General features: G+C 49.8%; 18 protein-coding genes. 7 read left to right on the plus strand and 11 right to left on the minus strand.

Features of this window, described 5'->3' with window-relative positions; genetic code table 11:
* Positions 1 to 8 precede the first annotated feature (8 nt).
* The 5 genes from ruvX to J0A65_RS00530 form a co-directional block, all read right to left on the minus strand.
* Positions 9 to 434, minus strand: a complete 426-nt coding sequence (gene ruvX, locus J0A65_RS00510; protein ID WP_206592155.1) for a Holliday junction resolvase RuvX — start codon at positions 432 to 434, stop codon at positions 9 to 11.
* A 36-nt stretch (positions 435 to 470) separates the two neighbouring features.
* Complete coding sequence (locus J0A65_RS00515) at positions 471 to 1,028, minus strand: YqgE/AlgH family protein (protein WP_206592156.1); 558 nt, start codon at positions 1,026 to 1,028, stop codon at positions 471 to 473.
* Positions 1,029 to 1,056: 28 nt separating this feature from the next.
* Positions 1,057 to 2,013 (minus strand): glutathione synthase, encoded by a 957-nt coding sequence (gene gshB, locus J0A65_RS00520; RefSeq protein WP_206592157.1) that lies wholly within the window; start codon positions 2,011 to 2,013, stop codon positions 1,057 to 1,059.
* 85 nt (positions 2,014 to 2,098) lie between these two features.
* Positions 2,099 to 3,061: a tetratricopeptide repeat protein gene (locus J0A65_RS00525; RefSeq protein ID WP_206592158.1), complete on the minus strand. Its 963-nt coding sequence runs from the start codon at positions 3,059 to 3,061 to the stop codon at positions 2,099 to 2,101.
* A gap of 2 nt (positions 3,062 to 3,063) precedes the next feature.
* Positions 3,064 to 3,792, minus strand: a complete 729-nt coding sequence (locus J0A65_RS00530; RefSeq protein ID WP_206592159.1) for a hypothetical protein — start codon at positions 3,790 to 3,792, stop codon at positions 3,064 to 3,066.
* A gap of 145 nt (positions 3,793 to 3,937) precedes the next feature.
* Between J0A65_RS00530 and J0A65_RS00535 the strand changes: the two genes are divergently transcribed.
* Both J0A65_RS00535 and J0A65_RS00540 read left to right on the plus strand, forming a co-directional pair.
* Entirely contained in the window at positions 3,938 to 5,068 is a 1,131-nt protein-coding gene (locus tag J0A65_RS00535) for a sensor histidine kinase (protein ID WP_206592160.1), read from the plus strand.
* On the plus strand, positions 5,065 to 5,709 hold the full coding sequence (locus J0A65_RS00540) for a response regulator (RefSeq protein ID WP_206592161.1): 645 nt from the start codon (positions 5,065 to 5,067) through the stop codon (positions 5,707 to 5,709). Before J0A65_RS00535 ends, J0A65_RS00540 begins: the two co-directional genes overlap by 4 nt.
* A gap of 37 nt (positions 5,710 to 5,746) precedes the next feature.
* Here J0A65_RS00540 and J0A65_RS00545 read toward each other — a convergent pair whose 3' ends face one another.
* Both J0A65_RS00545 and J0A65_RS00550 read right to left on the minus strand, forming a co-directional pair.
* Positions 5,747 to 7,171 carry an ATP-binding protein gene (locus J0A65_RS00545; protein ID WP_206592162.1) on the minus strand — a complete coding sequence of 475 codons (1,425 nt, stop codon included), beginning with the start codon at positions 7,169 to 7,171 and terminating at the stop codon, positions 5,747 to 5,749.
* A 115-nt stretch (positions 7,172 to 7,286) separates the two neighbouring features.
* Entirely contained in the window at positions 7,287 to 8,015 is a 729-nt protein-coding gene (locus tag J0A65_RS00550; protein WP_206592163.1) for a 16S rRNA (uracil(1498)-N(3))-methyltransferase, read from the minus strand.
* Between the two features lie 146 nt (positions 8,016 to 8,161).
* Here J0A65_RS00550 and J0A65_RS00555 point away from each other — a divergent pair, with 146 nt between their 5' ends.
* Positions 8,162 to 8,530 (plus strand): VOC family protein, encoded by a 369-nt coding sequence (locus tag J0A65_RS00555; RefSeq protein WP_206592164.1) that lies wholly within the window; start codon positions 8,162 to 8,164, stop codon positions 8,528 to 8,530.
* A gap of 32 nt (positions 8,531 to 8,562) precedes the next feature.
* On the opposite strand, the gene J0A65_RS00560 is transcribed toward J0A65_RS00555, so the two are convergent.
* Positions 8,563 to 12,348, minus strand: a complete 3,786-nt coding sequence (locus tag J0A65_RS00560) for a translocation/assembly module TamB domain-containing protein (protein ID WP_206592165.1) — start codon at positions 12,346 to 12,348, stop codon at positions 8,563 to 8,565.
* A complete protein-coding gene (locus tag J0A65_RS00565) occupies positions 12,348 to 14,018 on the minus strand; it encodes an autotransporter assembly complex protein TamA (RefSeq protein WP_206592166.1) in 1,671 nt (556 codons plus the stop codon). The genes J0A65_RS00560 and J0A65_RS00565 overlap by 1 nt, the downstream gene beginning before the upstream one ends.
* Before the next feature lie 301 nt (positions 14,019 to 14,319).
* Between J0A65_RS00565 and J0A65_RS00570 the strand changes: the two genes are divergently transcribed.
* Together J0A65_RS00570 and J0A65_RS00575 are read left to right on the plus strand one after the other, a co-directional pair.
* Positions 14,320 to 15,873, plus strand: a complete 1,554-nt coding sequence (locus J0A65_RS00570; RefSeq protein WP_206592167.1) for a methyl-accepting chemotaxis protein — start codon at positions 14,320 to 14,322, stop codon at positions 15,871 to 15,873.
* A gap of 161 nt (positions 15,874 to 16,034) precedes the next feature.
* Complete coding sequence (locus J0A65_RS00575; protein WP_206592168.1) at positions 16,035 to 16,853, plus strand: mechanosensitive ion channel family protein; 819 nt, start codon at positions 16,035 to 16,037, stop codon at positions 16,851 to 16,853.
* Positions 16,854 to 16,934: 81 nt separating this feature from the next.
* On the opposite strand, the gene J0A65_RS00580 is transcribed toward J0A65_RS00575, so the two are convergent.
* Positions 16,935 to 17,729 (minus strand): M48 family metallopeptidase, encoded by a 795-nt coding sequence (locus J0A65_RS00580; protein ID WP_206592169.1) that lies wholly within the window; start codon positions 17,727 to 17,729, stop codon positions 16,935 to 16,937.
* A 90-nt stretch (positions 17,730 to 17,819) separates the two neighbouring features.
* Here J0A65_RS00580 and J0A65_RS00585 point away from each other — a divergent pair, with 90 nt between their 5' ends.
* Both J0A65_RS00585 and J0A65_RS00590 read left to right on the plus strand, forming a co-directional pair.
* Complete coding sequence (locus J0A65_RS00585) at positions 17,820 to 18,437, plus strand: LysE family translocator (protein ID WP_206592170.1); 618 nt, start codon at positions 17,820 to 17,822, stop codon at positions 18,435 to 18,437.
* Positions 18,434 to 19,882: an NAD(P)/FAD-dependent oxidoreductase gene (locus tag J0A65_RS00590; protein WP_232849662.1), complete on the plus strand. Its 1,449-nt coding sequence runs from the start codon at positions 18,434 to 18,436 to the stop codon at positions 19,880 to 19,882. The genes J0A65_RS00585 and J0A65_RS00590 overlap by 4 nt, the downstream gene beginning before the upstream one ends.
* A gap of 102 nt (positions 19,883 to 19,984) precedes the next feature.
* Here J0A65_RS00590 and J0A65_RS00595 read toward each other — a convergent pair whose 3' ends face one another.
* Complete coding sequence (locus J0A65_RS00595; protein WP_206592171.1) at positions 19,985 to 20,719, minus strand: PEP-CTERM sorting domain-containing protein; 735 nt, start codon at positions 20,717 to 20,719, stop codon at positions 19,985 to 19,987.
* Positions 20,720 to 20,935: the final 216 nt, after the last annotated feature.

A 20,935-nucleotide genomic window follows, 5' to 3' on the forward strand; every position in this document is an offset into this window, starting at 1 on the left:
AAATGTTTTCAGATGTTGTCTGCCATCCAGCTTTCGAGAATTAAACAGGCAGCAACACTATCTACTTTCTGTTTATCCAGCTTCTTAAAACCACCTAACTCAAATAGCCTGGCTCTGGCATCTGCGGTAGTCAGGCGTTCATCGCAGGTTTCGACACGAACCTTAAACCTGGCATTTAGACGATTAGCAAACTTACGTGCGCCATGGGTAACTTGCTGATCGGTACCATCCATATTCAGGGGTAAGCCAACCACCACCAGGTGAGGTTGCCATTCGGCAAATAAGGCCTCGACTTTTTGCCAGTCTGGAATGCCGTCTACGGCTTTCAACGCCATCAAGGGGGAGGCCGTCCCTGTCACCTCCTGCCCGGCAGCAACACCAATACTCTTAGTGCCAAAATCAAAACCCAAGAGCGTACGGTTAGAAGATGTCATAGATATGGTCCTGATGACGACAGTGGCGAGTAAAACTTAGGCGTGCCCTACATCTGGGGCGAGTTGCCAGATATCGACCCCCAACTTTTGCACAGCGGCTTGCCATTTTTTGTGAATGGGGACATTAAACAACAAATCAGCATCCGCTTCGATTAACAGCCAGGAGTTGTGCTGAATCTCTTCTTCCAACTGCCCGGCACTCCAGCCAGCATAGCCTAATGCGACCAGAGATTTTTCCGGTGCTTTGCTGTTTCCCAACACGTTGAGTATATCTTTGGATGTTGTCACCATGATTTCAGAGGTAAGCACCAGGCTGGATGCCCAACCTGGTTGGGTACTATGCAGAATAAAACCGCGATCCGGGCTTACCGGTCCGCCTGCCAGCACTAACTGCTCGGCTTTGTCGTCATCCACTTCAATGGATTCATCAACCTGCTTGAGCATTTCCTTAAGATGCAGCCCAGTTGGTTGGTTTATCACTATTCCCATGGCGCCATGTTCGTTGTGTTCACAAATATAAGTTAGTGAACGGGAGAAATAGGGATCCTCCAAACTTGGCATGGCGATAAGAAAGTGATTTTCAAAGCTCTGCATACGACCCTCTGAGCAACTAAGATAACACTTATATGGCGTCTGCCAGCTGTTTTTCAATGGCGTCAAATAAGATCCCGGTAATACTCACAGGATATGCCGCTTCAATCTCTCTGACGCAAGTCGGACTGGTGACATTAATTTCGGTGAGTTTGTCACCTATGATATCCAGTCCCACAAAAAATAGTCCTTTTTCGACCAGTATAGGAGCAATGGCCTCGGCAATACGGCGGTCACTGTCGCTGATAGGTTGCGGGCGTCCGGTTCCTCCGGCTGCAAGGTTGCCGCGCGTTTCGCCCTGGCTTGGCAAACGCGCCAGGCAATAGGGAATCACTTGTCCGTTTACCACCAGTACGCGCTTATCACCGTCACTGATACTGGGCAGGTACTCTTGCACCATACACAAACGCTTGCCGTGATTAGTCAGGGTTTCAATGACGACACCCAAGTTGTTGCCGTCTTCTTTGATGCGAAAGATGGAGGCTCCGCCCATACCATCCAGCGGTTTACAGATTATATCCTTGTGTTGCTGGTGAAACTGGCGGATGAGACCAGCCTGGCGGGTTACCAGTGTCGCTGGACAATGCTCGGCAAACCAGGCAGCAAAAAGCTTCTCGTTGCAATCGCGCAGACTCTGCGGGTTGTTAACTACTAACAAACCCTGGGCTGCCGCCAGTTCAAACAACTGTGTCGCATACAAAAATTCGCTATCGAAAGGCGGATCTTTGCGCATCAGCAACACGTCCAACTCGGCAAGCTGACGGTGTGTTACATCACCTAATTCGTACCAGCCAGCTGGGTTTTCCTGCACCTCAAGTGAGCGCATACTGGCTTTGGCAATACCGTTATCCAGGTACAAATCAGCCATTTCCATATACTGGATCTCATAGCCACGACGCTGGGCTTCTAACAGCATGGCAAAGCTGGTGTCTTTCTTGATGTTGATGGACGAAATGGGATCCATCACGATACCGAGTTTCAGGCTCACAGAAATTCCTTGGTTGGCGGGCAGAACGTCTTAAATAAGCACTCTGCCAGGTAATTTCAATAGGACCTGCGAACTAATCGCTCTATCACAAGGAGTGGAGCTTTTTCTTCACCTCTTTTGCCAGTTTTTTGTCGTGGCTGGACTGCAAGGTCTGATAAACCTGCTTGGCTTGTTCTTTTAGTCCCTTTAACTGCTGCAGATTCGCCAGTCGAAAGGCCGCCCACTGGCGGCTGGGTAGTTTTCGATTTTTGGGGGCGTGTTCGAGAAAATTCTGTAATGCGTGAATACCTTCGTCAATCTGCACTTCCCCCTTCACACTGGCCCGACCTAATTGGTACATGGCCATATACCGGCTGTTCAGGCTTTCCTGATCTGAAGCAGGTTGGCTAATAGCTTGCTTAAACTCGGCAATGGCCAGGTCGTACTTTTCATCTTGGACAAGTTGCATGGCGGCCTGGAAGTAAAAGTCAGGGATCCCAGGCATGCTGTGTTTGGCGCTTTCAAGAAGCTGTTGATAGTCCTGTTGGTTGTCAGCGGCACTCAGATAGTTCAGCCGGGCGAGCATACCAGCCCGTTGGTCGCGGCTTTCTAATTCCTTTATTTGGGCCAGCGCTAGTTCTGTATCGCCGCCGGCAATACCCGGAGCCTGCAGATAAAAGCTCATCAGACCCTGTCGATATTCGCTATTGTCAGGGGCCAGCTCTACGGCACGATGGAAGCTTTGCAGGGATTTCTTGGCATAGCTTAAGGCTGAAAATACACTGTTTCCTGCCTGTTGCCCCATAACGACACCTCGTGTGAAGTGTGCTTCGGCACTTTGTGGCGCTTGCGCAACGGCTTGCTCAATCCAATCTTCGGCTTTGTCCGCGTCTTGCGCCAGCCAAATGCGGCTCAGATAGATTTTAGCTTCCGCTTGCTCGGACGCGGCTTCAAACAGACTTTGGGCTTGTTTATCCTCACCCTGCTCAAAGGCCAAGATGGCTTGTTGCAAATCAGCGTATACAGATGCACTGCTTAGCAGCAGTGCCATAGCCAGAGGTTTTCTCATCTTCATTTCCCTTGAAATTGTAAATGGTATTTTCGCGATAGTCGGGCGATAACCAGTGCGCCAATAACACCAGGGGCAACCCAGAATACCAACTGCCAGTAACCCGCCCCGGCCAGGATTTGTCTGGCACCAAAGGTGAGAAAGGCCGTATAGGCACCTATACCCGAGCCAATCATAGCGCCCAGATGTTCGATCCACCATTGGCGTGGAGCAATATGTCGACGCAGACAATAAAATAGCATCTGGCCGCCTATTATGGTGCCCAGAATGCCGAAGATAAGATGTAAAACTTTGTTGAACCAAAGACCCAGGCCCAGTAAAGCTAGACCACCTGTGATCAATACCAGCAGCAAGCCAAGATGCGTTGGATGGCGCAGCAAGTGGCGGGCTTGTTTTACTCTAAGCACCAATATGCCATGACGAACACTGGTGAGTGTAAGCCAGCTTATATACATCAGGAAAAAAGCAAACAAGCTAATATTCAGTGCCTTCTGCGCCTGGTTGGCTGTATTTGAAAGGTCACCGTGGATAGTGAGTGGTGCCACCAGCACCAATAAGCAAATCAGCATGCCGCTGCCAGCCACTATATACATGGTATTGGCGTAATATCGACCAAACTTGATATGGTCCAGGCTGCCTTTAGGGGTGAGCGCAGGGAGCCAAAATAGTAGCAAGGCAGCGCTGCCTACTGTGATATGCAGCATTAACAGCAGCGAATAAAGCAATTTCATAGCTATTCCTCCAATAGACCTGACCAGTTTACGCAACTCTTTTTTAAATCATCAGTGTCAAAGGTCATATGTTTAAAAGTGACTTATGACCTATTGGCGCAAACTCAGCAGAAGGGTATGTTGTGTTCAACACGGAGAATTAATTATGTTTAACCTGAGGCCCTACCGACTGAGTGTGGAAACGGCCAGTGGCCTTATAAGCTGGGCCATGGTGGCAGCATCATCCTTGTACTTTATGCAGAACAATCTGGGCTGGACGCATTGGCGTGTGGTGACGCTGGCCAGCTTATATCTGGGATTTGTATTGCTGTTTATGCTGGCCACCCGGGACGAATCTTATCCGCGTGACAGGGCTGTCAGACTGACGCTTATCAGCCTGCTGTTTTTGCTAGTCGTCGCCATTTACTTCACTACCCCTTATATGTACAACGCGATTTTGATGGTGATGTGGTCGGCACTGTTGCCATATTTCATCACATTCAGGTCGGCTGTTTTTCTCTCCCCATTGTGGTCATCTGTACCTTATTTCGTTGGCGAGTTTTATTGGCATGATGATATGTCCGCCCTTAGCTCGTTGTTGTTCTGGACCTTTAATGTTTTCGCTTTAGTCATGGTCAATGTGTCCTTAAAGGAAAAAAAGGCCAAGGAAGCCGCTAATCAATTGAACCGAGAACTTATGGCTACCCAGGCATTGCTCAGTGAAGCTAACAAACAAGCGGAGCGCACTCGTATTGCGCGCAATATTCATGATGTGCTCGGCCATCATCTGACGGCCTTGTCGATTAACTTGCAGGTGGCATCACGCAAAGCCGAAGGAGAAGTGAAACAATCGGTAGAACAATGTCACGCCATTGCTAGCTTGTTGCTCAGTGATGTTCGAGAAGCGGTGTCTGAAATTCGCGATAAATCTGCTATTCACCTGAAAAGTGCGTTGGAGTTACTGACCCGCGAGGTACCTAGACTCAAAGTCGCTTTAGATTGTCAGGTTGAGCTGGACGATATGGAGCAGGCCCATGCATTGCTGATGTGTGTGCAGGAGAGTTTGACCAACAGTTTGCGTCATTCCAGAGCCAATCACATGCGGATAGACCTGGTTCAGACCGAAAATGCTTTGCTGCTTACGATGCAGGATAACGGCGGAGAGCAGAAATACTTGCAGCCTGGCAACGGCTTAAAAGGTATGCGAGAACGTATTGAAGCCTTAGGCGGACAAGTTGAGTTTATGTTTAACCAGCAAGGCTTGTGCACCCATGCCCGTCTGCCGGTAGCCTCATGAGTATTCGTGTCTTACTGGTGGACGATCAAACCCTGGTCAGGGAGGGGGTCAAAAGTTTGTTATCGCTGTCGGCCAATCTGTTGGTGGTGGGAGAGGCAAGTGACGGCGACCAGGTTTGTCAGGTCGTCAGTGCGCAACAACCCGACGTTATCCTGATGGATATACGTATGCCACGAATGTCGGGAGTAGATGCTCTGCGCGCGATGCAAAAGGTCGGCCTCACGCAACCTGTAATAATGTTGACTACTTTTGATGACCATAAATTGGTGCTCGAGGCCGTGCAGGCGGGTGCGAAAGGTTATCTGCTTAAGGATGTCTCCCTGGAGACACTGGTGGATGCGATTGAGACGGTACATGCCGGGCAAACCCTTATTCAGCCAGCCGTGACCGAGAAGATTCTGCAAGGATTACAGGGCTTGCAGCAAAACTTCGAGAGCTATGAAACGCCGGAGCCTTTAACGGAAGCTGAATGTAAAATTCTGCGTCTGATGGCAGGGGGATGCAGTAACCGTGAAATAGCTGAGGCATTGTTTAAATCTGAGGGCACGATTAAAAATCAGGTGTCCAGCTTGTTGGCTAAGTTAGGCGTGAGAGATCGCACCCGGGCGGTGTTGAAAGCCATTGAAGCTGGGCTTATTTAAACCTGCCACAATATGCTTGTCCGCCGAATTTTAGCAGTCAGACTGGGAAGTTGATGTGAAACTGGCTTCCCTGACCGGGTGATGACTGGCATGCAATTTTACCTTTTAAGACTTTTTCCACCAGATCCTTACAGATGTGCAGCCCTAGTCCGCTGCCTCCGGTTTGTCTGGCCGAAGTGAAAAAAGGCTCAAATATATGGCAGAGGGTTTCGCGACTCATTCCTTTACCATTATCTTGATATTTCAACTCAAGCTGTCCATTGAGCAGAGTGACGTTTAGATGCACCTGACCCGGTTGGCCTTTTTCAAAAGCATGCTGGACAGAATTCATTATCAGATTGACCAGAATCTGACTAATGGCGCCGGGGTAGCTGTCTATCTCCAGATCGGGGTTAATATCCAGGCAAAACTGCAATTTGTGGTATTTCAGCTTAGGTTTTAACGACAACAGGATTTCGCACACATAACTACTCAGATTAAAAGTGCGAATCTCCTGATTATGCTGATCAAGGGACAACTGCTTGAAGGTGCTGACGAGCTCCGCACTGCGTTGCAAGTTGCGCTCAATGATCTGCATAGCTTCAGCAGATTCCTCATAAAAGGCCCGCAAGGCTGAGCGAGTCAATTTATTTTGTTCAAAAAGCCGATTGGTTTTGTGTAATTGACCGCGTAAGTGGCTGGCTGCCGTAACAGCTACCCCAATTGGGGTGTTCACCTCATGGGTCAGGCTCGACATCATGCTGCCAAGTGAGGCGAGGTTTTCTATCTCCAGCAAATGTTGCTGTACCTCTGAGCGCTGAGCTAAGGCCTCACGTAATTTTTTATTTGTTTGGGTTAGTTCCCTTGTGCGTTTTTGTACTTGTTGCTCAAGATCGCGTTTAGCCTGACTAAGCTGTTCAGATGCCTGCATTTTCTCGATGATCAGCGAGGCTATACTGGCTTCAATGCGAATAAGTTCAAGATCCTGATTGGTCGGCTCTCTGACTGCGGAGTAGTACATACCGAAGGCGCCCAGCACTCGTCCATCGGTGGCGAAGATCGGGCTAGACCAGCATGCACGTAATCCGGCCTTCTGGCATATTGCTTTATATGGCGCCCAATTTGGATGAGTTTGAATATCTGATACCACAACGGCTTGACGCAGGTAAGCGCTGGCACCACAAGAGCCGACCGTCGGGCCAATCTCTATTCCATCAACGGCCTGCATGTAATCTTTGGGCATACTGGGGCCAACCAGTGAAGACATAGTTTTGCCATCGGGATTCATCAGCATAATGGAGCAACGCAAATCCTCGCTGGCAGTTTCTATAGCACTGACCAACGCGTTTAATACTTTCTCCAGTGGAGCACCCATCACCCAAAGGTTAAAGGCGTTGTTGCGGCCCGTTTCTACAGCGGTTTGGCAAATGGCGCTGAGATCATGGCTTTCCAGCTGACCATGCACAGAAACTAAACTTGGCATACATTCTTTTCATGATGATGGTATCGGGTTGGAGTGCCAAGCATGCCTGTTGAACATTAAACACTCAACTGTTTTGTTTGATTCCTGACGTGCTACGCAGGCTGCTCAATGTTGCTTACAGATCGCCGAAACGACCTTGCAGATTGGCAATGGCCGTTAAGGCTGCGGTCTCTGTGCGTAGTACCCGCGGACCGAGCAGAACCGATTTAAACCCGCCTTGCTCAGTCAGGTATAGTTCCTGGTCGGCAAAGCCCCCTTCCGGACCAATGAGTAGTCGTACTCCTTGGGTTGGAAGCGTTAAATCGGCCATACGTTTTTCTGCTCTCGGGTCGAGAGTCAGGCGCAGCTCGTTAGTCGATTGCTGCAGCCATGGCGACAGGGCGGTAACAGGATGCAGAGTAGGAAGAATGTTGCGTCCACATTGTTCACAGGCGCTTTGAATGATCTTCTGCCATTGCTGGTGCTTCTTCTGCCAGCGCTGTTCGTCCAGACGTACCACACAACGTTCGGTGATCAGTGGGGTTATTTCCGTCACGCCCAGCTCTACGGATTTTTGTAGAACAAAGTCCATACGTTCGCCTTTGGAGATCCCCTGACCCAAGTGGATGCGCAGTGGTGATTCGCAGCCCATTTGTAATTTTGCGTCCACCTGCACCCAAACGGCACGCTTCTCAACCTTATGTAAGGTGGCGGGATACTCATTGCCGTCGCCATTGAATAACACCAGAGGATGACCTTCGCGCAGTCTTAATACGTTTCCCACGTGGTTGGCGGCGTCTTTGTCCAGTTGTAGGGTTTGTTCGACAGCCAAAAGGCCGGGGCAGTAAATTCTTGGAATTTGCATGGTGCTTTTGCGATAGGGTTAGAACGTCTGGTTGGCAAGTCTAAGCCAAAGTGGGCTTGTATGCACCTGCTGGGCCCCGCATGACTGGCGGATTGCTGCCACTGGTGCATACTCTTTGTTTTCACTTTGATAGAGATAAAAGGCTTATGGCTAATCCGGTCGGTTGGTTTGAGATCTATGTGCAGGATATTCAGCGGGCCAAGCGCTTCTATGAACAGGTGCTGGCAATTGAATTAGACCAGCTTCCCGTGCCAGATATTGAAATGTGGGCGTTTCCCAATGATATGACGCAATATGGTACCGGGGGGACGCTGGTTTGTATACCTGGTATGAGTTCCGGCGGAAATAGCACCTTGGTGTATTTCAGTTGTCAGGACTGTGCGGTGGAAGAGTCGCGGGTGAAGGAAGCTGGCGGCCAGGTACAGCGAAGCAAAATGTCGATTGGCCAATACGGCTTTATCAGTCTGATTTTCGACACAGAAGGCAACATGCTAGGGCTACATTCTCTGCAATGAGGAGAATGCAGCCAGAACAGAGGGGAATTGACTCACTTAACCTCAAAGCTGTAATACAAATCCATCGAACGCTCGAGACTGCTCACGGCTTCCAGCCAAAGCTGATTCATCAGATAAAAGCGCACGGTAATTTGTGTTACTGGCTCGAGAATGCCCACGCCATATTTCAGGTAAATCCGTTCCCCAATATAGCCGCTGACAGTGGCCAGACTGTCGCCGCTGGCCGCGTCGGTTTCGGTATCCAGGGTAATGTCACTGATCAATGGAATGTTATTCAGTGCGTCCGTCAGGCCACTGGCACCGGTGATACCTATGCCTTGGTTCGCTGCCATCAACAGTGCCATAGAGCGACCATCTGACTCGCCACCGGCTCCTGGTGGCTTGCCGCGCAAAATGTACGACAGAATCGTACTTTGCTCCATGCTCGGATTAGAGAACAGGCTGACCTGTAACCCACTAACCGGACCACTTACCTCGATACCGGCTTCAACCCCCGTACCTTTCAATGGACGAATAGCTTGTAATTGCACTGTTGGGTTGCTGGCCTGGCCAAGGAACTGCAGCCGTCCTGATTTAACTTCCAGGTTCTGTCCATAGGCTTTGTATAACCCCTCGGTAAAGGTCAGGGCGCCAAAAAGCTCCAAAGGATCCGGCGACTTCTGCCGGGCAGTCAGGCTGCCGTCAATTTTGCCGTTAAAGCCAAACCCACTGATCGCAAAGGGGTCGATCAACTCAACATCCAATTGCAGGTTGATGGGAAGTGGTGCACTTTGCTGGATATCTTGTTGATTAACCAGACGCATATCCTGCGACACAGCTACTGCTGATGCGGGCAGTTCCTGCAAGGTTAAGCGGCCATTATCCACGTTAACTTTGCCTTGTAGATGCAAACCCTGTTCAAAACGGATATCCAAATGCGGGCTGATACTGGCCTGCAGTTCAGGCAGGGCTTGTAGTTGCAGAGCCTGCCCCTCCAGTTTGGCTTGAAGTGTTAAGGCTTTTTGCCAGTCAGACTGGCTGGCATCCCAGTGGCTGCTGCCTTGAAGCTTGGCCTGGCCTGAGCCCATGGCGAATTGACCATCAAATTCGGTTTGCGTGTCTGCGAAGCTGACATCAAGGTTTAGCTTGTCTACTGCGGTTTGGCTGCTGGCCACCACTAATGCCGCATCTTCGAGCGATACCTTGCCATGCAGGCGTGGGGCGTTTAGTTTGCCTTGCACTTGTATGTCTGCAGACAGCAGCCCGGTCAACTTGCTCAGTTGTGGTACCAGGTTAACCAAGCCGTCCAGCGGTAAAGGTGCCAAATATAAGTCGGCGCTGACATCGGCATCGGCTTTGTTACCTAACTGGCCATTTAGCGTCAGTAAGTCCTGCCCTGATTTACTCTGCAGTTGACCGGAAAGTTGCAAGCTACCGTCATCTTGTGAGTCCAACTTAAAGGTCCCTGCCTGCCAGTCCAGTAGGGGTAACATGTCGTCCTCCCACTGTTGCAGTATATGACCTGCACTGGAATTCAAGGTGACATGCAATTGTATAGGGCCTTGTTCGGGAAGTGTCAGACTGGCGGATAGGTTGGCGCTGCCAGATAACGCTTGGCCGTTGAGCTTGCCGGCGCTCCAGCGCCCGTAGTCGACCTCGGCACTTAGCTCAATGGGCGGATTACCAGGAAATCGCAGCCCCTGTTGCAGACACAACTGACTGAAATTGCCATTCCAGCAATGGGCTGACAGGGTCTGGGTTGTTTCGGTCAGGTCTAACTCGATAGGGGCTGACAGGTGCCAGTGTTCGCCGAACATGCGGCTGTCGGCTTCGAGAATTTTCCCAAACCAATGTGGCTGTTCCAGATCGGCGCTTCCCTGTACCAGCAGGTTGGCGTTAATGTCTCCGCCAATTTCTAACTGTAGTTGGTGTGAGTGCGCGTCACCGCCTAAATTAAGCTGCCCATGAATATGCTGGTCATTGCTTAGGACGATATTGGGGAATTGGATCGAGAGGTCGCCTGCGTGTTGCTGCATAGGGCGGTAGTTTGCCGCTACGCCCATATCTTGCACAGATAAGCTGTCGACATGCAGTTGCTTTACCTTGCCGTTCATTTCCAACAGCGGGTTCATTAGCTCGCCGCTGACACGAAAGTCGGCTTCAATCTGCCCTTGAGCATTGATTGGAAGGGCAGACAGATTGTCACTGAACAGTTTGCCTTGCAGTTGCCACTGTTGGTCTGCAGTACCTGTTACCTTTAGGGTACTGTTAAAGGCTTCCAGCCGCAGATCCAGATTACTCACCTGTAGCTGTTCCTGTTGACTGATATCGGCTATGGCAGATAAGCGCAGCGGTGTATTGTTGAGGCTGCCCGAGAGCTGTGTATCATCCAGCTTTACTCGCCATCCTTGGTTTGACCATGTTCCGCTGTTATTCAGGCTGCCCTGTAACACGCCGGTGACCGGCAACAGTGGGCTGTTAAGTTGCAGATTCTGCAATTGCCCTTGTATCTGCCACTGCCAGCTTTGCCCGTATTGCAGTTGGCCATTAATGCTTGCCGCTGAGCTGCTCGCCGGGTCTATGAAATCTATCTTTAACGACTCTATTTTGCCTGGCTGATGTTGAGCCTGTAGCGATAGCTGGGCCATAGATGTTTGGCCAAAGCCCAAACCGGAGAACATCAGAGAAAGATCGGCACTTTGCTGCTGGAGATTGCCGCTGGCGCTTAGTGTCAGTTTCCCGGACTGGAACTCGGCTTGCTCTGGTAACTCGAGCAGCGGTACTAAGGGGGCAGTATTAACATCCAGGGTGGCAGAAAAGGGCAGCGCAGACTGGGTAACATCGGCCTCGGCTTGCAGATTGAAGGCAGTGAGTGCGGGTTCTTTGATTTTAACCAGCAGTTTTTCCACAGAGCCCGATACATTCACACCTATAGGCTTAGTGCTAAGCGGCGTGGGTAACAGATCTTCTGCCGGTAGCATACTGGCCTCAAGATTCACTTGGTAAGGTGTGTTAAGCACTGCGCTGCCGCGCAAATCCACAGTGCCAAGTTGTTGGCTGCGGACCTCCAATCGATCAATCGCCAGTTTAGTATCCAGCCATTGCATTTGCAGCATGGCATGGTTGACTTGTACCTTTTGTCCGGCCTGGATTATCTGTGCGTCTTCCAACTGAATGTCATTCAGACGCATGTTGATAGGAGCGGGCAGGTCGGGTAACACTGCTAGCGGCCAGTCGGAGCTTGGCTGTGCGGGCTGTGCACTGTCGTTCAGTTGCAGTCGCAAGCCATTCAGATACAAGTTGTTGAGGGTGAACAACTTATTTTTCAATCCGGCATTCAGGTTGAGGTTATTCCAGACAATGGCCAGGCCTGGCAGCACAAGCTGGCTGTGTTCAATCTGCAGCTGTTGAATTCGTGATGTGGGCAGCCAATCAGGTAGCGCAATAGCCGAGGGCGGCTGTGGCGGAGAAGGCTCGGTGGCCGTATTGTCTGTCTGTTCAACCTCGACAAACAAATCGGTGATATTCAACTGTTGCACAACAATATGCGGCAGTAGCAGGGCTCGCGCAGAAATATCCAACTCAATTCGGCCTGCGGACACGAGTAAGCCGGGTTGCTGATAACTGAAATCCGAAAGCTGTAAGCCATATAACAGGCTTCCCTGATGCGCGCTGTTTTTTAGTCCTGGGATATGGGCTTTGGCCTGATTAAGCAACCAACCAGTGCCGGATTCTGTGCCGGTCAGCCAATAAACCAAGCCTACCAGCATGCAAAGCAAAGTTGTCAGACCAATCAGCAAGCGACGAAGCAGCTTTTTATAGGAGATCTGAAACGCCATTACAGCTCGGCCCCCATGCTGATATGTATCCGCCAGGGGGGATCATCCTCACTGATACCATAGGCCAGCTCAAATCTAACTGCACCTACCGGAGACAGCCAGTGAATACCTGCGCCGACGGACTGCACGGGCTTGAAATAGTGCCGGTTAAAGGCATTTCCTGCATCGGTAAAAATGGCCATGCGCCAATTGGGTGTCAGGTAATACTGGTATTCGACCGAACCTACGGCGAGCATCTTTCCGCCTACTACCTTGGTTTGCAGGCCTTCACTGGTTTGTACTTCGGCGGTGGGGCCCAGGCTGTTGTAATCAAAACCACGGATGCTCTGATCGCCACCGGCAAAAAAGCGTAAGGATGGGGCCAGATCTTCTACCGAGTCCAGACCGGTAATATTAATTCCGGCCTGACCTTTAATCACAAACCTGTGTTCGCCAAAGCGTGACAGCCATTTCCAAAACCCGGTCATCCTCAGTAAACGGCCATCGGAGCCGAGCGCCTTATCGGTGGCCTCAATTTGGTAAGTTTGCATAAAGCCTTCTTCTGGGTCGCGAATCGGACCATGGCGTTTGGTGCGTGACAGGGTGAGTCCCGGCAGCAGGTAGCCTGCCTGAAAGTCCAATCCGTCCAGACTCCATTTTTCTTCCAGCCAACGTGTCTGCGCCGCCCATACCCATTTGTGTTTGGTGGACTGGCTGATAACCGCGGCATGTCGCTGTGTACTGCTGATATCACCGTAGTCATTTTGTTCCAGACCCAGCATTAGCTGATAGGTTTGGGTAAGGGGATCTTGCCCGGGGATTTGATAAAGAAAATTGGCGTATGGGTTGACTGTTGAATAGCGCAGGGTCGTTTCCTGACTGTGCCCCCAGCGATTTACCCTGGGGGTACGCCAGTTAAATTGGGCTCTGGGGCCGGTATCCGTGACATAACCTAACCCCACTTTGAAGCTATGTGTTGGTGCATCACGCAGGTTGACGGTGACAGGGACTTGCTGCTCATCAATGGCGTTCAGATCAGGAGTAACCAGCACATCGGCGAAATACCCTGAGCGGCGCAGGGCGGATTCCAGATTACTTAAATGACTACTTTGATAGTGCTCGCCCGTTGATAATGGGGATAAGCGGGCCAATAACGCTGGCGCTACATCCGAACCCTCAAATGTTATTTCCCCCAGTTTATGACGGACACCTGCATCGTAGCCTAGGTGTACTTCGGCTTGTTGCCGTGCACTGTCTACCAGTATTTCGTGGTGCAGCCAGGTACCGGCCAGGTAACCATTGCTGCGTGCATAATTTTGTAACTCTGTTTTCCAGCTTTCATATTCACCATGGTTCAATATGCTGCCCTGATGAGTCTGTAGGTTGGCAATAAAGCGTTGAAAGCCATCATCATTCACGGCATCGCCAGTTACCTGAATATCCATCAGGTTGATGCGGGTTGCGGGACCGGGTTTAACAGAAACAATCAGTTTAATTGGCTGTGCTTGGTGATCAACTTTCGTAGTGATTTCAGCGTTGTTATAACCCAGAGCAATCATAGCGGCGATAGAACGCTCGCGAGCCTTAGCGATGAATCGGTTAACCTGAGCAGGTGCCTGGGGGAGGGAGCCTAAATGAGCGAGAATGTTCTTTTGCTGATTGTCAGAAGCTCCCTGAATTTCCAGAGACATTACTTCTTCCGCAATACCTGCTGTACTGAATAGGCATGCTGAGATACTCAGCATTACTGCGGGCAGAATACGCTGGAGGTGTATGGAGAATAGGAATTGCGAAACAAAAATGGTCAAAATCTTCTACCTGAACGACTGCTTGTCAAACACCAACCCATTTGTACTTCACCACCTATAGATTGCTATTCCATATGCAGAATATTAGCAATTTTCGATTAAACTTTAGTCGGTAATCATCCTTGAGACATTGACTTTTAAGGCAATACTCACGAAAAAGGCATAAGGGAATCAGGAGATTAGCATGGCTCAGCCTTTCATCCGCGCCTTTATTTGTACCGTTTTGTTTGTGGTGGTTCAGAGTGTTTTGTTTATGACTGGCGCTCAGGATTATATCCTGATTGCGACTACTACGGTGATTTTCTTTTGTTGTGTTTTCTGGTTTGGAAAATCCGCGTCTGAGCATTCGCAATTGCAAGCCGACAAAGAGCAAACTGCTAGTTTGCCAGAAGTGGACAGCGTTATAGCCGCCACGTCCCGAATGGCCATAGGTGCCGCGGATGTCTCATTCTGCATCGATGGGTTAATTAAAGAGCTGGGCAAAAGTGTTGAAGACAGCCAGCAAATTGGCAGAGCCACAGATGAACAAAATAGAGTCAGCCTGGCATTAAATGAGTCTCTGGAACAGGTTGGCAGTACTTATCAGCAAACTGATGAGGCGAGTCGACACGCGCATCAAAAGTTGCGTGAAAATGCCGAGCGTATTGAGCAGCTTGTCGCTTCTATTTCTGAAGCGGTATCGCATTTGCAGCAGTTGCGAGAAAGCGCTGATGACATTCAGCGTATTACCGAGGTGATAAACCAGGTTGCTGAGCAGACTAACTTACTGGCGTTGAATGCTGCTATTGAAGCGGCCCGAGCTGGTGAGCAAGGCCGGGGTTTTGCTGTGGTTGCTGACGAAGTCAGAGCACTGGCAGGTAAAACCGCAGGAGCAACGGAAGATATCGCCCGTATGCTCGGTACTGTGCATAAGCAAAGCCAGCAAACCAGTGCATTGATGCAGGATATTGAGAAGTCAGGATTCCAAGTCAAAGATGAATTACAGCAATTGTGCGGTGGATTTGAGCAGATCAGTCAGGATGTGGCCGGTGTGTCTGCGAACATCCAGCAAATGGTTGATGCCAGTGGTAATCTAACCAACAGCAGTGAGGACATTCGTGCCGCTATTGCCAGTATCAGCCAGGTTTTATCCAGCATCGAAGCCAATGGCCTGACGGTCGCTGAACAGGCAACCCATTTATCAGAACAGACCGAAAGTATTTTCCGGGATCTGGCCGAATATGCGCAGGATAGCTTTTACTTGCCTGTATTCCGTCAGGCACAGCAGGCCGCTGCTGATATTGCCGATTTGTTTGAGCAGGCCCTGGCCAAGGGGACGCTTACCGATAGCCAGGTGTTTGACCAGAACTATCAGGCTATCTCTGGAACTAATCCGGTTAAGTATCACACCAGCTACGATAAATTCACTGACCAACACTTTCCGTCTATTCAGGAGCCGGTTTTGGCACAACTTAAAGGTGCTTTGTATGCCGGAGCCGTGGATGTGAACGGTTACTTCCCCACCCACAATAGCCGATATAGTCAACCCCTGAGCGGCGACTATGCCAAGGACCTGCTGAATAATCGCACCAAGCGAATATTTGATGATCGCACTGGTCGTCGATGTGGTGCCAACACAGAAGCGATGTTGTTGCAAACCTACAAGCGTGATACCGGGGAAATTATGCACGATTTATCTGTGCCGATCCGGGTCCGAGGGCGCCATTGGGGCGGCTTCAGAATAGGTTTTAAACCCTGAACAACATGGGCGAAACCCGACCATAACGTGATAGAATGTTGGCTTGTTAGCTCGTGTATGCACTATGCTAGCTGACGCGTGTTATTGAAACACAAGTAGGACCGCCTGGAAGTTTGGCGTGACAACAATAAGTTCAAATCGCTTTTTTATGGAGAGCATCCATGTTTCAACCCGAAAAAATGACCGAAATGGTCGATACCTATGTCATTCCTTGGGGAATTAATATTGCCCTTGCGCTACTGATCTTTATCGTCGGTCGTATTGTCGTCGGCATCCTGATTAGCCTGTTTGGCAAAGTGATGGCGCGTTCTAAGTATGACAGCATGCTGGTGGGTTTTGTTAAGTCCATCTTGAATGCGATCCTGATGCTCTTTGTGGTGGTGGCATCTTTGGATCAGCTAGGGGTTGATACGACCTCATTGGTTGCTTTGCTGGGTGCAGCAGGTCTGGCCATCGGTTTGTCGATGAAAGATTCGCTGGCTAACTTTGCGGCCGGTGTGATGCTTTTAGTGTTCCGTCCATTTAAAGCGGGCGACTATGTGGAAGCCGGCGGTACGGCAGGCTCTGTAAAGAACATCGGAATTTTTACCAGCACCTTCAACACCCCTGATAACAAAATGGTTATCGTGCCTAACGGCGCTATTTACGGCGGCAATATTACTAATTTCTCAGCCATGGAAACCCGCCGTGTGGATATGGTGGTTGGTATCAGCTATGGCAGCGATTTGCGCAAGGCTAAGCAGATCCTCACCGATATGTTGGCAGCCGACCCACGTATTCTGAAAGATCCAGCTCCGCAAGTTGCGGTATCCGAGCTGGCTGACAGCAGCGTGAACTTTGTGGTGCGTCCCTGGGTGAAATCAGCAGACTTTTGGGCGGTGAAATTCGACCTGACCGAAGCTATTAAGCTGCGTTTCGACGAAGAAAATATCGGTATTCCATTCCCACAAATGGATGTGCATTTACACAAGCAAGACTAATTGTTTTGCATCCCTTTTCGGGAATAAAAAAGCCGCATTTAATGCGGCTTTTTTTTATCTGAAGTGGTTAAAGACATTTTTTTACCGGCAGTTAGGCTTATTGGGACTGGCCTGAAAATCCTTATTGGCAGCCGGCAGGTTTTTGCTCAATAACTGAATGCGGGTTTGTGGAGCCGGGTGAGTGGATAGCAATTCTGGCTGGCGTTCACCACCACTGGCTTTTTCCATATTTTCCCATAGTTTGACTGATTCGGCGGGGTCAAAACCGGCTCTGGCCATCAACTGCAAGCCGATAAGGTCGGCTTCGGATTCATGGGTGCGGCTAAAAGGCAGTTGAATACCTACCTGAGTGGCCAGACCTAACCCCGCCATTATCATATTGCTTTGTCCAACCTGCTTTGCCTGCAGAATCTGGTTTGTGGCTTCCATCCCCATGCCGATAATGGCGCTGTTAGACATGCGCTCGTTACCATGTTCAGCAATCACATGGCCAACCTCATGGCCGATAACTGCCGCCAGCTGATTCTGGTTTTGCGCAACTTTGAGCAAGCCGGTGTATACACCAATTTTGCCGCCAGGCAGAGCGAAGGCGTTAACCTGGTCATCCTCAAATACCACCACTTCCCATTGTCCGTTAAACACCCCATCCGGTACCTGATGCACTATGTTCTCCGCCACGCATTTTACGTAACGGTTCTCCACCTGCTTGGCAGAGACTTTCTGTTCGGTTTTCATACTGTCAAAGGCCTGGCTACCCATCTCCGACAGTTGACTGGATGAATAAAGCTTTAACTGGTTACGACCTGTTGGAGATTTGGCGCAGGAAGCCAGTAAAGCGGCGGTGCAAATTGCCAGAGTGATATGCTTGAGTTTCATCCGTTTTCTCTTGATGATGGAATACTTGGAGCTATTTTTGCTCAGGCACGTGGTAATTTCCACCATAGCTTGTGATCACAAGGACAGCTAATGACCTTGACGCAAATGATGATACTGTTTTCCAGCATGTTGTTACTCGCTGCTTTGCCTAGCGCCAGTGTCGCGTTAGTTGTTAGTCGCAGTGCCAGTCATGGTGTGCGGCAGGGCATGATGGTGGCGCTGGGCATAGTTAGCGCGGATTTACTCTTTGCCGGTTTGGCAATTGTAGGTATGTCGGCCCTTGCCCATTGGTTGGGAGAGCTGTTTACGCTTATCCGCCTTATTGCGGCGTGCTACCTTATCTGGTTAGGTTGGCAACTGTTACGTCAGACGCGTAGGGAACAACCTTCATCTGTTCGAAAATCTGTCTGGGGCAGCAGTTACCTAAGTGGCTTGCTGTTAACTCTGGCAGATGTCAAAGCCATAGTGTTTTACGCCAGTTTGTTCCCCAGCGTGGTGGACCTGCAGGTTTTCACATCTGTCGATTTTATCTGTTTGTTCTTACTAACCTTATCTGCTGTAGGTGGGGTTAAATTGCTGTATGCCTGGCTGGGAAGTTCCCTGGCTGTGCGACTGGGCGGTAAACGTTTAGGGCTTGTCTGGCAGCGCATAACCGGCGGACTGATGGTCGGTGGCGGGCTGTATCTGTTGGTCAGACAATCATCATGACCCGGCCAGCTCAGCCAATGGATGGTTTAACCGACAGCTTGTGGTTTTGTACCCTTGGCGAACATATAGCTCCACGCCCCTCTTTACATACGCAGATCGACGCTGATGTGGTGATTCTCGGCGCAGGCTATTCCGGCTTATGGACAGCTTGGTTTTTGAAACACTATCAACCTGATTTACAGGTAGTGATGCTGGATGCGGCAGTGGCTGGCGCTGGTGCCTCGGGACGCAATGGCGGGTGGCTGATTGGCGGCTTTGGCGGCGATGTCGACTATCTCAGCATGTTGGATGGCGAAGCACGCCGCCGGGCTAAAACCATCATCACTGGCATTGTTGCTGAGGCGGGCAGTTTGATTGCCGATATGCAAGTCCATTGCGACTTTTATCATGGCGGCAATCTGTATGCAGCGGCCCGTTATCCGCAGCAGTATCAACGTATGCAGCAAGAGTATCAGCACTTCCAGTCTGTTGGATTTGACGAGTATGATCTTCGCCTGTTGTCAGCGACAGATGCCCGGCAGGCACTGAATTTACCCAATATTCAAGCCGCGCTTTATAGCCCCCACTGTGCCCGGGTGCATCCGCTTAAGTTGGCGCGCGGTCTGGCCAGGGCCGTTGAGCGGTGCGGCGTTACTTTGTATGAACAAAGCCCGGTTATGCAGGTGACTAAAGGGCTGGTTAAAACTCATAGCGGAAGTGTCAAAGCGCCGATAGTCGTATCTGCGCTGGAAGCATACCAAAGGCTGTTGGGATTGGATTCCAGGGCTACGCTGACGGTGCAAAGCCTGCTAATCGCCACAGAACCTTTGCAAAAGCAGCAATGGGAGCATATTGGCCTTAATTCTCAGCAAACTTTTGCCGATGCTTCGCGGCTGATAACTTATGGGCAGCGCACTGCTGATGATCGTCTGGTATTCGGCGCGCGTGGAGGCTACCGTTTTGGCGGTAAGGTGCGTACATCTTTTGCCTTCACGCCAAGAACCTTAGCATCGCCACCCGTGGGGGATGAGTTTGACCTGCGTGCTCACTTATTGGGTGAATTTTTTCCGCAGTTGGCAACGCTGCAAGTCAGTCATGGCTGGGGTGGATCACTGGCTTTGTCACGACGTTTTCGCCCCCATGCACTCTTTGATCCTGACCGTGGTATGGCACTGCTCGGTGGCTATGGTGGGGAAGGTGTGGGGGCCAGTATGCTGTTTGGTAAAACCATGGCGGCACTTATTGCAAAACCCGAGGATGAACTGGTGACTATGCCTTGGGCCTATATAGGTAAAGCGTCAGCCTGGTTACGGCGCTGGGAGTCTGAACCCTGGCCTTATCTGAGTTATCAGTGCAGTAAGTACCTGTTTGAATATGAAGATAAGTTATTGACAAAGTCTGCAAGTGATTGGCAAAAGCGCTGGGTGATGCGCCTGGCTGACGGATTGGAACACCTGATGAGCTAACCATACTTGAAAAGAGTGTTATCAGTGTGAATGAATAAAAACGCCGGAATAATCCGGCGTTTTAAAATAACAGAGACGACTCCAGTCTCTTGTAGGTATCAGTTAGCTTTGTTTACGACGGCGGCTTACTAAGCAAGACAGACCTAAAGCAAACAGCAAAATGCTGGCAGGAGCCGGAATTGGATTGGTGTCGCGGATCTGCTCAACGGAACCGATAGTCATATCATCAAAGGCGAAAGAATCATTTCCTGAGGTATTGCTAAAACTCAGATTGGTGAAGGTTTTAGCCTGGTTAATCAGTCCCCAGAACAGTACGCCACCACCACTGGTGTTGATGCTATTACCAATGTTAAAGGATTCTGTAGTGGTATCTGAGTAGGTCACGTTAACCACAACCTGACCGTTAAAGTCGCCGATATCAATACCATAAAAACCAAAAGCAGCTACAGGCGCTGAGAAGCCAATGGTGAAAGAAGTACTGCTTGCTTGCCAGTAATTTGTGCCACTGGTGCCGTAACGTCCAAAACCATTAGTTGAGCCAACAGGAGCTGATTGAACCGAACCTCCGCCACCTAATGTTGCGGTTCCTGCAACACCGAAATCCAAAGCCAATGGCGCACTAGTGCCTTGACTAAATGACTCAAAATCCTCGGTTCCAACACCATTCAGATAGCTTAAAAAATTACTTTCTGCGGTAGTTGCATTAGGGAACACATTTAGGGCAGTGCCTTCGCCCAAGCCTAAATCTTCGCCAAAGAAAGTAATAGGGGCCGCCTGGATATTCAGGCTGGTTAAAGCAATAAATGCCGTGGCAATCAACTTATTACGAAATGTCATCAAAATTCCCTCAAAGTGTTTGTAATTTTCTTCACTGATTTCTTCATAGCACCATTTGTGCCAGGTTTAAAAAATCTTATATATCAGTTGATTATTGGATTTTATGATGTGCTTTATGACTAATTTGTAAAATAAACAGACAATGTGTAAGTTAAATAAACCGAACATTTATCATGTTAATTAACAAAGAAAAAAGCCGGACTTTGTCCGGCTTTT

Origin of the sequence: Bowmanella yangjiangensis (assembly GCF_017255015.1) — a bacterium.
Taxonomy (GTDB): Bacteria; Pseudomonadota; Gammaproteobacteria; order Enterobacterales; family Alteromonadaceae; genus Bowmanella; species Bowmanella yangjiangensis.

What these genes read in the sequence shown, in the direction of transcription:
- ruvX (WP_206592155.1), bottom strand. Translation starts at nt 434, where the DNA reads ATGACATCTTCTAACCGTACGCTCTTGGGTTTTGATTTTGGCACTAAG.
- J0A65_RS00515 (WP_206592156.1), bottom strand. Translation starts at nt 1,028, where the DNA reads ATGCAGAGCTTTGAAAATCACTTTCTTATCGCCATGCCAAGTTTGGAG.
- J0A65_RS00525 (WP_206592158.1), bottom strand. Translation starts at nt 3,061, where the DNA reads ATGAGAAAACCTCTGGCTATGGCACTGCTGCTAAGCAGTGCATCTGTA.
- J0A65_RS00530 (WP_206592159.1), bottom strand. Translation starts at nt 3,792, where the DNA reads ATGAAATTGCTTTATTCGCTGCTGTTAATGCTGCATATCACAGTAGGC.
- J0A65_RS00535 (WP_206592160.1), top strand. Translation starts at nt 3,938, where the DNA reads ATGTTTAACCTGAGGCCCTACCGACTGAGTGTGGAAACGGCCAGTGGC.
- J0A65_RS00540 (WP_206592161.1), top strand. Translation starts at nt 5,065, where the DNA reads ATGAGTATTCGTGTCTTACTGGTGGACGATCAAACCCTGGTCAGGGAG.
- J0A65_RS00545 (WP_206592162.1), bottom strand. Translation starts at nt 7,171, where the DNA reads ATGCCAAGTTTAGTTTCTGTGCATGGTCAGCTGGAAAGCCATGATCTC.
- J0A65_RS00550 (WP_206592163.1), bottom strand. Translation starts at nt 8,015, where the DNA reads ATGCAAATTCCAAGAATTTACTGCCCCGGCCTTTTGGCTGTCGAACAA.
- J0A65_RS00555 (WP_206592164.1), top strand. Translation starts at nt 8,162, where the DNA reads ATGGCTAATCCGGTCGGTTGGTTTGAGATCTATGTGCAGGATATTCAG.
- J0A65_RS00560 (WP_206592165.1), bottom strand. Translation starts at nt 12,348, where the DNA reads ATGGCGTTTCAGATCTCCTATAAAAAGCTGCTTCGTCGCTTGCTGATT.
- J0A65_RS00565 (WP_206592166.1), bottom strand. Translation starts at nt 14,018, where the DNA reads ATGTCTCTGGAAATTCAGGGAGCTTCTGACAATCAGCAAAAGAACATT.
- J0A65_RS00570 (WP_206592167.1), top strand. Translation starts at nt 14,320, where the DNA reads ATGGCTCAGCCTTTCATCCGCGCCTTTATTTGTACCGTTTTGTTTGTG.
- J0A65_RS00575 (WP_206592168.1), top strand. Translation starts at nt 16,035, where the DNA reads ATGTTTCAACCCGAAAAAATGACCGAAATGGTCGATACCTATGTCATT.
- J0A65_RS00580 (WP_206592169.1), bottom strand. Translation starts at nt 17,729, where the DNA reads ATGAAACTCAAGCATATCACTCTGGCAATTTGCACCGCCGCTTTACTG.
- J0A65_RS00585 (WP_206592170.1), top strand. Translation starts at nt 17,820, where the DNA reads ATGACCTTGACGCAAATGATGATACTGTTTTCCAGCATGTTGTTACTC.
- J0A65_RS00590 (WP_232849662.1), top strand. Translation starts at nt 18,434, where the DNA reads ATGACCCGGCCAGCTCAGCCAATGGATGGTTTAACCGACAGCTTGTGG.
- J0A65_RS00595 (WP_206592171.1), bottom strand. Translation starts at nt 20,719, where the DNA reads ATGACATTTCGTAATAAGTTGATTGCCACGGCATTTATTGCTTTAACC.